At 49.5% G+C, this 13,210-nt stretch carries 12 protein-coding genes; 2 read left to right on the top strand and 10 right to left on the bottom strand.

Translation table 11 applies throughout. The annotated features are described in order from the left end of the window. Positions 1 to 291: 291 nt before the first annotated feature. Positions 292 to 2,532: an MMPL family transporter gene (locus tag ACSR9A_RS20545; protein WP_473759249.1), complete on the bottom strand. Its 2,241-nt coding sequence runs from the start codon at positions 2,530 to 2,532 to the stop codon at positions 292 to 294. Positions 2,533 to 2,667: 135 nt separating this feature from the next. Between ACSR9A_RS20545 and ACSR9A_RS20550 the strand changes: the two genes are divergently transcribed. Continuing rightward, positions 2,668 to 3,282 (top strand): TetR/AcrR family transcriptional regulator, encoded by a 615-nt coding sequence (locus ACSR9A_RS20550; RefSeq protein ID WP_473759251.1) that lies wholly within the window; start codon positions 2,668 to 2,670, stop codon positions 3,280 to 3,282. Positions 3,283 to 3,408: 126 nt separating this feature from the next. Here ACSR9A_RS20550 and ACSR9A_RS20555 read toward each other — a convergent pair whose 3' ends face one another. Continuing rightward, positions 3,409 to 4,197: an undecaprenyl-diphosphate phosphatase gene (locus ACSR9A_RS20555; protein ID WP_473759252.1), complete on the bottom strand. Its 789-nt coding sequence runs from the start codon at positions 4,195 to 4,197 to the stop codon at positions 3,409 to 3,411. Positions 4,198 to 4,396: 199 nt separating this feature from the next. On the opposite strand from ACSR9A_RS20555, the gene ACSR9A_RS20560 reads away from it, so the two are divergent. Beyond that, the gene (locus tag ACSR9A_RS20560; protein ID WP_473759253.1) at positions 4,397 to 4,930 is read left to right on the top strand and encodes a hypothetical protein; all 534 of its coding nucleotides are present in this window, start codon (positions 4,397 to 4,399) and stop codon (positions 4,928 to 4,930) included. A gap of 25 nt (positions 4,931 to 4,955) precedes the next feature. Here the strand turns inward: ACSR9A_RS20560 and ACSR9A_RS20565 are convergent, their stop codons facing one another. The 8 genes from ACSR9A_RS20565 to ACSR9A_RS20600 form a co-directional block, all read right to left on the bottom strand. Continuing rightward, entirely contained in the window at positions 4,956 to 6,233 is a 1,278-nt protein-coding gene (locus ACSR9A_RS20565) for a hemolysin family protein (protein ID WP_341282575.1), read from the bottom strand. A 160-nt stretch (positions 6,234 to 6,393) separates the two neighbouring features. Then, entirely contained in the window at positions 6,394 to 6,753 is a 360-nt protein-coding gene (locus tag ACSR9A_RS20570) for a Lin0512 family protein (RefSeq protein WP_473760190.1), read from the bottom strand. A gap of 64 nt (positions 6,754 to 6,817) precedes the next feature. Continuing rightward, a complete protein-coding gene (locus ACSR9A_RS20575; protein WP_473759255.1) occupies positions 6,818 to 7,960 on the bottom strand; it encodes a DUF3900 domain-containing protein in 1,143 nt (380 codons plus the stop codon). 2 nt (positions 7,961 to 7,962) lie between these two features. Then, positions 7,963 to 9,066, bottom strand: coding sequence for a nitric oxide synthase oxygenase (locus ACSR9A_RS20580; RefSeq protein WP_473760192.1), 1,104 nt, complete (start codon positions 9,064 to 9,066; stop codon positions 7,963 to 7,965). A 218-nt stretch (positions 9,067 to 9,284) separates the two neighbouring features. Further along, positions 9,285 to 9,740, bottom strand: coding sequence for a disulfide oxidoreductase (locus ACSR9A_RS20585; RefSeq protein ID WP_473759256.1), 456 nt, complete (start codon positions 9,738 to 9,740; stop codon positions 9,285 to 9,287). Positions 9,741 to 9,772: 32 nt separating this feature from the next. Then, the gene (locus tag ACSR9A_RS20590) at positions 9,773 to 10,465 is read right to left on the bottom strand and encodes a DsbA family protein (RefSeq protein WP_473759257.1); all 693 of its coding nucleotides are present in this window, start codon (positions 10,463 to 10,465) and stop codon (positions 9,773 to 9,775) included. Between the two features lie 106 nt (positions 10,466 to 10,571). Continuing rightward, entirely contained in the window at positions 10,572 to 12,671 is a 2,100-nt protein-coding gene (locus tag ACSR9A_RS20595) for a HelD family protein (protein WP_473759258.1), read from the bottom strand. A 216-nt stretch (positions 12,672 to 12,887) separates the two neighbouring features. Beyond that, positions 12,888 to 13,181, bottom strand: coding sequence for a DUF1294 domain-containing protein (locus ACSR9A_RS20600; RefSeq protein ID WP_473759259.1), 294 nt, complete (start codon positions 13,179 to 13,181; stop codon positions 12,888 to 12,890). Positions 13,182 to 13,210: the final 29 nt, after the last annotated feature.

Genomic DNA, 13,210 nt, shown 5'->3' on the forward strand with positions numbered 1-13,210 from the left:
AACCCCCTTTGCGCTTTCGTTTCCCTTTATTTTATTCCTGTGCGCCCAGAACGGAAGCTTGGCCCTGCGAATTTTAACAGCTACTTATGCTTATGCTTACGCTTATGCAAAAACGACCAAGCGTAAACGGCTATCGCCGTCCGTTGGCGGCAAAGCTACCGTTTCGCGTAGAAATATAGAGAAGGTTTTGCGCAATGCTATGCTTTCCTATATTTAGAAAAAAAGCGCCTTACTGTCTGATCATTTCGATCAGACAGTAAGGCGCCTTGCTGCTGCCAATGACGCAGCGACTTAAACGATTTGTTTTTGCTTGCCAGGCTTGCTTTTTCCCGCCTCCACAAGCTCAGCCCTAGCAGGCCAGAAGGCTCTTTTGCCAAGCAGCGTTGTAATGGCTGGCACGAGGAACGGTCTTACGATGAACGTATCCATCAGCACGCCAATCGCCGTAATAACGCCGAACTGGACCAATACCTGAATCGGCAGCGTCGCAAGTACCGCAAACGTAGCTGCCAGGATCAGACCTGCGGATGTAATTACGCCGCCAGTCTCTGCTACACCTTCACGTATCGCTTGCTTAAGCGGCATTTTCGCCTTTTTCTTCCAAATGCTCGAAATCATGAAAATATTGTAGTCCTCGCCAAGGGCAATAAGGAACACGAATGCATACAGCGGGATCGCTCCTTGAATCGCTTCTGCACCCATCCCATAATGCAATATAAGCCAGCCGAGGCCTAAAGCAGAGCCGAATGACAATAATACGGTGGCGATTAAATATAGAGCTGCAACAATGGAGCGCAAATAGACGATGAGCAGCACTAAAATCATCCCAATAACAAGAGGGATAATAACCTTATTGTCCCTATCGGTCAACAGCTGTGAGTCATGCTGCGTTGCAGTCTGTCCGCCTACCCACACTTTAGACGCCGCACCTGAAACGCCTGCTTTATCCAATGCTTCCTCAGCCGCCCCGCGAAGCAGCGGAACCAAATCCATGGCCTCCTGTGAATAAGGATTAATGTTTAGCGTAACTTGAACGGACTGCAAATTCGGGTCCTCTTTACTTTGAACCGGCTCCGATACCGAATCAACGAGATCCATATCCGAAAGGCTGGCAACAAGCTGGGCTGCCTTGCCTTCTGTTTGAACTGCCACGCCGACAGGAGCCAGCTGCCCAGGGGTAAATGCAGTGGAAATCGTATCAAAACCTTCACGCGAAGGCATATCTTTCGGGAAGGAAGACAATAAATCATACGTAAACTTAACCTGTGGAGCAAAACCTGCCAGCGCACCGAGAAAAATAACGCTCGCGATAACAACGGTCCAAGGCTTCGCAACGACTAAGCTTCCTACTGCTGTGCCTAGCTTGCTGCCTTGGCGACGTGGGCGATACGGCTTGCTGCGCTTCTCTGCACGCAACCGCTGCATACCTTCGGTGCGAGGAATGAACGGGAAGAATGAAGCTCTTCCCATAATCGACAATAGCGCAGGCACAAGTGTCAGGCTGGCAATGCCCATAATGAAAATCGACAAGCTGAATGGTATTGCAAAACGCTGGTAAGCACCATATTTGGCCGCAAGCAGTGCCAGCAATGACAGAACGACCGTGAAGCCGCTCATCGCAATCGCTCCCGATGCATCACGGAAAGCAATTTTGAGTGCTGTCATCTTATTCTCTTCCCGCTCCAGCTCTTGGCGGAAATGCGAAATAAAGAACAAGCAGTAGTCTGTGCCTGCACCAAACAACAGTACCGTCATAATCGAAATGGCTTGAGCATCTACTGTAATCCAGCCCTCAGAGGCCAGCCAGCCGAGAATAGGGCTCGTAACCAAATAAGCGAACCCTACGCCTACAATCGGAACGACTGCCAAAATCGGAGAACGATAAATAAGCAGCAATAGGATGAGTACAATCAGCACCGTAGCAATAAGCAGCGACACGTCCGCTCCTTTGAATAATGCTGATGCGTCGACTTGAATGCCCACTGGACCGCTGATCCTTGCGCTCAGCGCATCGACGCCAGTTGTAGCCGCATCAAACGGGCTCGTGCCCCCTGCCGCTTCTTTAACCAGCTCTTGAATTTTCTCCAAATTGCTGCGTAAAATTTCCGTATCCGCATTTTCTGCGAATGTAATTGGCTGAACAAGCGTGCCGCCGTCTTCCGATGCCAGTTTTGAAAGCGCAGGAGCCGGCATTTGATGCAGCGGCAGCAGTTCTCCTTGCTCTGGCAGCGGCTGCTCGCTAAGCAGCTGCGACGTTTTCTGAATGAGCGCATAATCCTCATCGGTGAGACCGGCATCCCTATGCCATACAAGCAAGGCAGGCACACCTGCCCCATTTGGGAATTTTTCCTTCATTAATTGATCTGCAAGCACGGAAGGGCTGTCTGCTTCCAGGTTGGGCGCATTATTTTTCTCTTGTCCTCCAACAGCCGGAAGCCACATCGTTAAAGCTCCCGCAAGTACTATCCACACGATTACCGTGACCCACCGCGTACGGCGGCCTGCAATTGCGCTGCCTAATTTCTCTAGCATTACTCCCATCCTCCGTTTCACATCTTCAGCCATTTGGTTTAAAATAGATTTTGTAGGCTAATTTAATTATATATACCCGAAGGTTAATTAATCAACTGCTTTTATTACAATTAGATGAACATGGAGGGTCACAACATGGTAGATGATCAAGAAAAACGCAAACCTGGCCGTCCAAAAGGCAGCAGCACCGCTCAAACGATGGAGAAAATTTTATTTACGGCATCTTATCAATTTATGGAGCTTGGCTTCGAAAAAGTATCGCTCGACGGCGTCGCCAAAGCATGCGGCGTTACAAAGGCAAGCGTCTATTACTATTTCAACAATAAAGCGGTGCTTTTTACCGAGGCGCTTTTATTCGTCTTAAACATGGCTTATCAAAGTACGCGCAAAATCATTACCGGCCCTGGAGAGCTTAAGGATCGACTGCTTATTGTAGCTGAAAGGCATATGGCGAACGCCCATGTCGACTTTGAAACGATGATGCGCGAAGCGGCTCCAGGCCTCAGCGAGGAGCAAACGCTAACGATCCGTGCCGGTGAATCGCGGCTGCATGAGCTGCTCGCTGACATTTTTCAAGAGGCTATGGATAAAAAAGAGCTGGTCCCAGGCAATCCGCTGCTGCTTGCCCATGCCTATACCGCTATGCTGAGCATCCGCAACCGTAAAAAAGTGGTCAACGACGAAGCTTCACTCAAGCAAACGGCACGTGAGCTTGTAGATCTGTTCTGGCATGGCGCCGCTCCCCATTAAAACGCGCGCCAGCTGAGAGCTAGGCGAGCGCTGCCGCCGCGAAATAATAAAAGAGACTCCCTTCAGCCTTCATAGGCCGAAGAAAGTCTCATAGGGTTTAAAGCTGCAGCTCTTTCCTTACATCGACTACAAAAGAATAAAAGCAAACACGATGGCAAGAGCAAAGCGGTAGTAGGCGAACCAGGATAAGCGCAGCTTTTTGATTAAATTAATAAAGGTAACGACAGCAATAAGCGCCACGATAAACGCAGTAATGAAGCCAATCAGAAACAGCGGCATATCCGCCATCGTCAGAAATTCACGGCTTTTAATCAGATCAATACCGCTTGCTCCCGCCATCATCGGCACCGATACGATAAACGTAAATTCCGCAGCAGCCTTTTGGCTTGCCCCGAAAAACATCCCCCCCGATATCGTCGAGCCGGAACGCGAGAAGCCCGGCCACAGCGCCAGTACCTGAAAGCAGCCGATCGCAAGTGCTTGCTTGTACGACAGATCATCCAGCTCCTCGGCCGTTACTTTCCGCTTAATGCGGTCAGCAACAATCATCAAAATACCGCCTGCGACGAGACCTACCAATACCGTTGTTGTACTAAACAAATATTCTTTAATAAATCCATGAAATACGACACCGATTAGACCTGCCGGAAGCATCGCAAGCGCAATATGCAGTGCGTTCATCCCGGATGATTTGGAGAAGTTGAAGTTCAATAGCTTCAAGAACCTTTTGCGATAAAGCACCAGCACGGCCAATACCGCTCCAAATTGAATGACGACCTCAAAGGTTTTTGCACGGTCTCCTGTAAAGTTAAGTAAATCTGCGAGTAAAATGAGATGCCCTGTCGATGATACAGGTAGAAACTCCGTCAAACCTTCCACGATTCCCATCAGAATCGCATTTAATAAATCCACCATTCTCCTGCCTCCTGCATCCTAATCTCTAATTTCTAATCTGAAATAAACTCTATTATTGTAACACATGACTTCCGCCAAGTCTTGCTCAGCAAGTCCCAGATTTTCGACAGCGACAGCTAGGTTTTTGCAACTTGTCCTAAGGGCCTTCCGTATTAGTCGTGTAACATTTCAGCGTATGTCATGAAGGGAGCCTGCAGCATTGAATCACCAAGAAGACATGTCAAAAAGCCCACTCCATACAAGAGAAGGCGACCCACCCGCGCTGAGCGAGAGCTCAGCGATTATGCAAACGAATACCGCTGCCCAGCTAAGCAGCACTTGGAAAAAGCTCGCGTTTTGGATAAAAATGACGGCCTTTCTAACGATGCTGTTCGGCTTGTTTCAAACCTTCGCCAGCCTGCTGCAATTTGGCCTCGGGACGATTGCCGGGCTGCTGGAAATCAGCGTCGCGGTCGTATTGTACCTGTTAGGAAAACAGGTTGGCAAGCTTGCTGGCCAGTCTGACGAAAATGCGATGCTCAAGCTGGCGCAGCGGCTGCTGCTTTATTTTCGGCTGCAAGCCGCCTTTATTATTACGTTCGCCATCGTCTTCATTATCATTGTCGTGACCGTCATTCATTTTCTCGTGGACTGGGACTGGGCCATAAACCTGATGCAGCACGGGAGAAAAACGAACAAGCTTCTCACGCGGCTGGAAAGCTTATATAACATCGTTGCAGGCTGGTTTTCGTAACGGCAGCTCATTCCCATTACAAGTCTCAACCGACGATAATTTCGATTTTACGAATGCGATGCGTCTCTTTCTCGCGAATGATGAATGTTAGCTCCGCAAACGTCCATGCCTCCCCGACAGGGAGGTCGGGCATGCGGTTAAACAGCCAGCCGCCAATCGAATCCACCTCTTCGCTTTCTAAATGGCTGCCGGTCGCTGTATTCACCTCGCTAATGAGCGCATTGCCGTTTACCATGAACCTTCCCTCACCAAGCTGATCAATTTCCTTCACTTCGTCCGCATCAAATTCATCGCGAATTTCGCCTACGATTTCCTCAATAATATCTTCGATTGTAATCAGCCCCGATGTGCCGCCGTATTCATCGAGCAAGATCGATAAATGCACCCGTTCCGTTTGCATCGTCCGCAGCAGCTTCTTTATAGGCATAACCTCCGGCATAAACATGACCGGCTGCATGAGCGAGCTTACCTCGGTCGTCTGCTGATCCACATAATGCATAAAAAACTGCTTCGTATTTATAACTCCAATAATATTATCCTTGCTCCCCTGGGCCACTGGAAATCGCGTATATTGCTCACGCTTTATGGTCGCGACATTTTCCTCATGCGGCTTATCGCTGTACAGGCACACCATATCGGTGCGCGGCACCATAATTTCTCTCGCCAGCCGCTCGTCGAATTCAAAAATCCGATTTACATAGCTAAGCTCGCTTTTATTGATTTTGCCGCTTTCGTAGCTTTCGGACATTATCAGCCGGATTTCTTCCTCCGAATGTGCCTCATGCTCCGTAGCCGGCTTAAAACCGACTAATCGCACCAGCCCATTTGCTGACCCGTTCAGCAGCCAGATGAACGGAAAAAACAGCCGGTAAAACCAAATGATGAGCGGCGCTGTGAGCTGACTAATTTGCTCCGACTTAATAATGGCCAGCGTCTTTGGCGCAAGCTCGCCCAGCACGACATGCAAGTAGGTCACGATACTAAAGGAAACGATAAAGGACAGCACATCGGCAAAATCGCCTACGATGCCTGAGCGGTGAAGCAGTGGATGCAGCACCTCATGAATCGTCGGCTCTCCGAGCCAACCAAGTCCGAGCGCTGTAATCGTAATTCCTAGCTGGCAGGCAGATAAATAGCCATCCAAATTGTTAATGACCTTTTCCACTGCACCCGCGTTTTTCACGCCTTCCGCTACCATCTGATGCACGCGGCTTGCCCGCAAACGGACGACAGCAAATTCAGTCGCCACAAAAAACGCGGTAAAAATAAGCAAAATTACGAATACCGTCAGCTTCCAAATCATGCCGAATCTCCTCTGTCATTTTGGACTATGCCCTATTGTTTCCATGAACGGCGAAAATCATTACAAAGGGGACGGCTGAAAAGAAAAATGCCCGCAAGACAGGCTGTAAAGCTACAGCTGCCTGCGGGCATTTTATAAGAAGCGTTGGACTAATCTCTGACTAATAGCCTACCTCAACGGATGCATTGACGATGTAGATCAAATCATTGCGATCTGCCTTGTCCGGAAGCACAATACCGCTTGTTGTCAGCATGCCTCCGTCCACAAGCTCCACAGTTACTTCGCCATAGGGGAGCACCGCTTTCACTTGCTCGATATCCAGCAGGTCCTTGTCGCATGGAACAGCAAGCCGCACTCTGACCTTCATCGCATCCAGCGTTCCGCCTGGCAAAATTTCAAGCAGGCCCGGCATGGAATTGTGATGAATCGCATTTTGCACAGCCCGTACCGCCGCTTTCGTAACATCTTGACCATGCAGGTCGCAGCCCATGCCAATTTCAATAAACAGCAGCTTTTCCACCATAGTACCTCCTTTATCTTCTTGTTGGCTTATTCCATATAGCTTGCCAATACAGCCGTAGCTGTTATTCGCCTTCGTAATTCGGGTCATTCGCTAGGTCATCCGCATAACGCTGCAAATCCTCAATGGCGCTGCTCTCCTGCTTGTGCGTCCCGATCTCAGGCAGCAGCTCCATTAAATCCGGCGGCTGCAGCAGCTCGATTGGCGACATCCCTTTATCAAACTGGAACGAATCCCCCTCAATGACGACAACATAACGGCCATTATGCTTGGCAAAATGCAGCGCTGTACCAAACTCCGCCAGCAAACCTTTAACCGTTACGCTGTCCAGCTTGAATGTAAACGGCAAATCCGGCTTCTGTTCCACCAGTGCTGCCGATGCCAATGTCACCTGCTCCTGTGACCAGTATTCATGAATATCGCGTTTCTCGCTATGCGCCCATACTTCAATCGCATTTTCTTCCTCGTGGCGCTCGGTGCTCTCCGTCACGCCCTCCCACTTTTCATCCATATATTGCTGCACCATGTCCAGCAGCTGATCGCTCATCACTTCCGGTAGCGGCTTCTCATATGATACGTATTTTAGAAAATCTTCAAAATAGCGGGCATGCGATGCCTGATGAATTTTCAGCTCCCAATGCTCAAGTATCCCCTCCTCGGGCATATGCGGGTATTGAATCGACTTGATGCTGCGGGCGCTAATCGCCATTTCCACCTGCGAAATCAAATTACGCTCATCGGAAATGCGGGCGATTTTCGGCTCAAAATCACATTTTAAGAGGAATAAAAAAGGTTCATCAAAATAAGTGTTCAGCTTCGCTCTTGCAATAATAAAAGCACCGCCGCGCACTGCGCTCGTATCCATATAAATATGCACCAGCTCGTCAGCAATGCCTATGTAACGCTCCTTATTGTCCGCATCACGCAGCCGCTGGAACAAATTATAGTTTTGATTACTGCCCAGCTCATAGCCAGGCTCAACCATGAACCGTCCGATTTTAGTCGGCGCATTTTCCGAATTCGGGTTGCGCTCTACTTTGCGCTTGACGATGCGGGCAAATTCCCCGTCCAAAAATCGCTTAATCTCACTATCTTCATAGTCCTCTTCCTCCAGCGTCTGATAATGCTTGTATCGCTTGGAGGAGCTGCTGTCTTCGCCCTCGGTAACAATGACGAAGAAGGATAAATATTCCATTATAAAATCCACGTTTATGACCCTCCGCTTGTATACGCCTTTTCCTGATATAAATAAGCTGGCTTTAATTCCGTATCATCATAGCTCCGATGCCATACCGCTGTTGTTGCCGGAGACATCGGCGGTATAAGCCATGACCAGCGGCCGGTAACCGCACGTCCCTGTTCCTTCTCCTGCTTCTCGAAGCGAGTAAACTGCTCGGCAGCCGTATGATGGTCGACGATGCTGGCGCCATGCTTTTTGAACGAATGAATGACCGCCGCGTTCAGCTCTACTAGCGCCCGATCTTTCCACAGAGATGTATTCGTCGTCATATCCAGTCCCATTAACCTAGCTACGATAGGCAGCTGATTGTAACGATCCGTATCTGCCAAATTGCGCGCCCCAATTTCCGTCCCCATATACCAGCCATTAAACGGCGCCGCTGTGTAGGAAATACCGCCAATTTCCAGCATCATATCTGCGATGAATGGGACCGCGTACCAACGCAGGCCCAGCTCCGCAAACGACTCCAGCTCCGGATGCGACAGTGGAATTTCCAGCGCCAGCCCTGCGGGAAGCTCGTACAGCTTCGGTTCTTCTCCGAGCTTCTGAATAACAAGCGGCAGCACATCGAACCTTGTTCCTGCACCTTGCCAGCCCAATGCTTCGCAAGCCCTCGTAAATGGCAGCGAAGCCGGATCGCCTATGACACCGCCATTCCCGTCCTCATAGCCCGCATAACGAACAAACTGATGGTTCCACAGCCGGATTTGATTTTGCTCTTGCTTTGCTGCAAAAATCGTAATCGCCGGGCGGACTTTGCCGCCATTCGTCGCATAGCGAATATGCGAAAAGATCGCATTTGCGATATCGTCTTCCTCGTGGAGCTGACGGGCGTCAAACACCTCCATCGTCTGCCAAAAAAGACGGCCAATGCAGCGATTGCTGTTGCGCCAAGCCATTTTCGCCCCATGCTGGAGCTCTTCATATGTATGCTCATAAAAACCTGTGCGCTCAACTTCAGAGCGGATTTCCGCCAGCCGATGCACAACCTCCGCTTCACTTTTGCCAAGCTCGGCATAACAGGTAAAGATGAACTGCTCTGCTTCTCTATATAGCTGCTGCTCCACTTCGATCATGGTGTTCCCTACTCTCTTTATGCTTTCACACCTGCTACTTTTAAGATAACCCATTTTGCTTTCATTCGCTAGCCGATTGCTAAGGGATTAGACATTAGGGGGAGCAAACTTTAGGCGTTTGTTCACTGCCTTGTCACTTTATGCTGCATCCCCAATATACAAAAGCAAAGCCCCGAATGGCGACATCCGCCTCGGGGCTTTGCTTAGGAATACCGTTAGTTTTCGTTTGCTTCTTCGTCTTCATTGCTTTGGCGAGCCAGCAGCAGAAACACGATAATAAGCACAAAAGCGATCATCGCCATCATCGGAATCGTCAGAAAGCCAAACCAGTTCAAATAGTCAAAATTGCACGGGATGCCGGAACGGCAAGGCACCAGCTCGCCCACCTTCGGAAACCAAATCTCGAAGTTATGGAAAATGGAAATCGCAAGCCCGATTATATTAATCGGCAGTAAGTATTTAATGATATTCCGGTCCCCGCGATACGTTGCAATACCTAAAATAATGACCTGCGGATACATGAAGATGCGCTGATACCAGCATAAATCACAAGGTAAAAACCCTTTAATTTCACTAAAATACAAGCTGCCCCCCGTTGCGACTAGCGTAACGATCCAGGCAAAATATAATGCATACCGTTTCAACCACGATTCATAGGGTGGCGTTGTCATTTTTGACCGGGCTCCTTTTTAATCAAGGCCCCTTATTTTAGAGCTGCCTCGATTGTTGATTTGATCGTTGCGTAATCGAGACTTGAAACCGCCTTGCCATTAACAAAGACGGTAGGCGTTCCTCCGATATTAAGCGGACGAACGAGCGAGTTATCGCGGTCGACCTGCTTTTGATAGGTTTTATTCTCGATGTCGCTTTTCAGCAAATCAAAATCGATAGGAAGTTTGGCGTCCTTTGCAAGCTGCACCAAATGTTCCGGCGTTGCCCATTCGATATTTTCATTCTGTTGATTATCATAAATCGCTTGATTATAAGTCCAGAAGGCGTCATTATTTTGCTGATAGACCGCTTCCGCCGCGAGTGCAGCAGTCACGGAATCTTTACCGATGAACGAATAGTTTGCAAAATAAAAGGATGCTTTGCCTGTTTCAATAAATTCTTTCTCCAGCTGAGGTTTGATTTGTTGCGAAAAATCACGGCAGATTGGGCACTTGTAATCGCCGAATTCAACGATTTTGACAGGTGCATCTACGCTGCCCAGTACAGGCATTGCTTCATAGTCAAATTCAAACGGCTTGGACTGATTGTTAATGCCGAGTACGATGACGACAATGACCGCCAAAATACCGACCGTCAGAAAAATAAGCGCGCTGTTCGAATTTTTCTTGGGCTGCTGCCTTTGCTGCTGATTACTGCTAGAACCTTTTTTCTTTGTTTTCGTCACTACCGCTCAAATCCTCCTCAATAAATACAGGTATATACATCTTGTAGCAATTTTAGTTACAAGGCCTGCTAAAGTCAAGAATTTGCGGCAAAATGCCTTAATACTGTCATAATTCTTGCACGCCGTCGGCAACGTCTGCTACTAACGAGGTAAACGAGCCTTGATAAACTAATTTTAGCTTATGAAGCGCTCTCGTACAACCAACATATAGCAGCTTGGCATCCTGATCGGTATAAGCAAGCGCACCGGCATCAGCAATGAGCACCGCATCAAATTCCAGCCCTTTGGACAAGTAAGCGGGCACGACGGACAAGCCGCCGCTGTATTCGGGCTGTCCCCGTTCCACAAGCGAAGCTTCTACCCCCGCAGCATTCAAAGCTGCATGGATAACCGCGCATTCCTCCGTCGTCCGGCCAATAACTGCGATCGTCTGATAGCTGCCATCCGCCTGCCATTCCCGAATCGTTTGCTCCAGCATGTCCATCCACTCACTTGGCTCAGCTGGCGCAAGCTCCACGGCATCTCCGCTCCGGAATACAGGTACGGCCGCCTTCACGCCAGCCCCCATTGCACCAAGAATCCGATTGGCGAAGGCAATAATTTCCATCGTTGAGCGATAGCTGCGGTTCAGCTCAAAAAATCCGGTCTGTTCTTCATCATACAGCGCAGTCAGCTCCTGCCAGCTATGAATGCCTGCATAGGCATGGATGCCCTGCTGCAAGTCGCCCAGCACGGTCAATGACGGCGTTTGCTGGCAGAGACGCAGCGCTTCCAGCTGGAACGGCGAATAATCCTGCGCCTCGTCAATGACGATATGGTCATAAGGCGCTGTTTGCAGCCCAAACAGGCGCAAATGAATATAGGCGAGCGGCGCCAAATCCTCCGGCGCAATCGTTCCTGCTTTCAGGCGGGCAGCCGTTGCCGCCGCTATTGCTTTTGGCACCAGGCTCATCGCCTGCTTGCCTTGGAAGAAAGACGCATATAGCTTCGGCGCGGTGTAAGCCGGAATTTTTTTCGCTAGTGCATTTAAGCGGGTTAATGCCTTGGCCCTTACTTTTTTATCATGCATGCCGCGCATTTTCAGCTCGGATTCCAGCCATCTGCGAATACGGCTGACGAATCGCTCGCGCTTGCGCATCAGCGGCTCCTCGCCATAATCGGTGCGATACCATTCCAGCATTTGCTCCGGAGTCAGCACCAGCTTATCTACAGGCTCAAACGGCTGCAAAGGCACGATGCTTAGTTCTAGCTGCTCCAGCCGCTCGTCAATGGCCTGCTTAAAATCAAGCGAGCCCTTCAAGCGTCCCGGCGCCTCCGCAATTTCCTCCGCGCTGCGATAATGCTCAAACCAATATTCCAATGTATCGGTTTTATCATCCATTCGCACTTCAAGCTCCAGCAGATCCAGCGCCCAGTCGGCAAACGTCGTCTGCTGAATATCGCCTACGCCCAGTTCCGGCAGCACGCCGGAAATATACTCAAGAAACATGCGGTTAGGCGCAAAAATAACCATCCGCTCCGCCCGCATTCGATCCGCATACTGATAGAGCAAAAAAGCGAGCCGGTGCAGCGCTACCGTCGTCTTGCCGCTCCCCGCCACGCCTTGAATAAACAGCGCCTTGCTCCGTCCCGTACGGATGATCGCATCCTGCTCCTGCTGGATCGTCGAGACGATATCTCTGAGCCTATTGTCTTTATTTTCACCTAGTCGATAGAGCAAAAACTCGTCGGTGACCGCTTCTTCTTCCTGACCGCGTGTGAAGCTGTCCACCATTCGGACAAGCTCGCCCTGGCGAACCATCAGATTGCGCTTTAAATAGACGATCCCTTCGATTTCGCCATCAGGAGAATCATAAGTGACCGCCGCTTCACCGCCTGTAAAAGAATAAAACAAGCTGGCAATTGGCGCACGCCAGTCAATAACGAGCAGCTCCTTGCCACCCTCTCTAGCTACGCCTGCCTTGCCGATATAGAGCTCCTGCTTAGCATCATTTGGCAGCTCCTGAAAATCAATCCGTCCAAAATATGGCTCGCGAAAAGCAATTTCCAGCCCCCGCTTCCGTTCCTCTCTTTGCAAATCGAGCATTTGCTCCGTAAAATCATCGCCTGTGTAGCGCGGGCCTATCGCGCTTAGCTGTGATTGTATTTCTTCAAGCGAGCGCGCTAAACGCTCTTGCTCTTCTTGATAGGCACTTTGAACCGTCATTTCAGCCAGTTACCTCCTAAGAATATAGTGGGAAAACGAACTGTCAATATACCATAAGAGAATAGCGGGTATCAACTTCTTATTTCCAATCAAGGTGAAACGGCCGAAAGCCGTCCTCTGGCGGTGCGGCGCGTTTCAGTCCGAGAAATATAGAGAAAGGATAACGAAATCATATCCTTTCCTATATTTTTGAAAAAGCCTGCTGCGCCCGTTGCGCTATTTGAAAATCGAGATGTCGAACACATAGTGGAATACCGTTGCAAATAGAACCAAATTCAACATCACAAGCAGCGGCATTCCCAAAACGAAAGAGCGATGCTTCGTCTTGTGGCGCCATGCCCGCATGCCGGCGTAGGCGCCAATAGCTCCTCCAAGAGCGCTCAAAGTAAACAGCCGTTTCTCCGGAATACGCCTTTGCTGGCGGCGAGCGCTCTGCTTGTCGAGATACATGAGCGTAAATGTCCAGCAGTTAATCGCGAGTATAAATAAAATAAAAAGCTCCATCGACATTTTTAAGCCCTCTTTTCCTTGTTGCTATT

This window comes from Paenibacillus sp. R-74696, assembly GCF_055814915.1.

Excerpts from the sequence above, each read along its gene's own strand:
- ACSR9A_RS20565 (WP_341282575.1), bottom strand. The coding sequence starts at position 6,233 with ATGATTTGGAAGCTGACGGTATTCGTAATTTTGCTTATTTTTACCGCG.
- ACSR9A_RS20595 (WP_473759258.1), bottom strand. The coding sequence starts at position 12,671 with ATGACGGTTCAAAGTGCCTATCAAGAAGAGCAAGAGCGTTTAGCGCGC.
- ACSR9A_RS20555 (WP_473759252.1), bottom strand. The coding sequence starts at position 4,197 with ATGGTGGATTTATTAAATGCGATTCTGATGGGAATCGTGGAAGGTTTG.
- ACSR9A_RS20545 (WP_473759249.1), bottom strand. The coding sequence starts at position 2,532 with ATGCTAGAGAAATTAGGCAGCGCAATTGCAGGCCGCCGTACGCGGTGG.
- ACSR9A_RS20585 (WP_473759256.1), bottom strand. The coding sequence starts at position 9,740 with ATGACAACGCCACCCTATGAATCGTGGTTGAAACGGTATGCATTATAT.
- ACSR9A_RS20600 (WP_473759259.1), bottom strand. The coding sequence starts at position 13,181 with ATGTCGATGGAGCTTTTTATTTTATTTATACTCGCGATTAACTGCTGG.
- ACSR9A_RS20550 (WP_473759251.1), top strand. The coding sequence starts at position 2,668 with ATGGTAGATGATCAAGAAAAACGCAAACCTGGCCGTCCAAAAGGCAGC.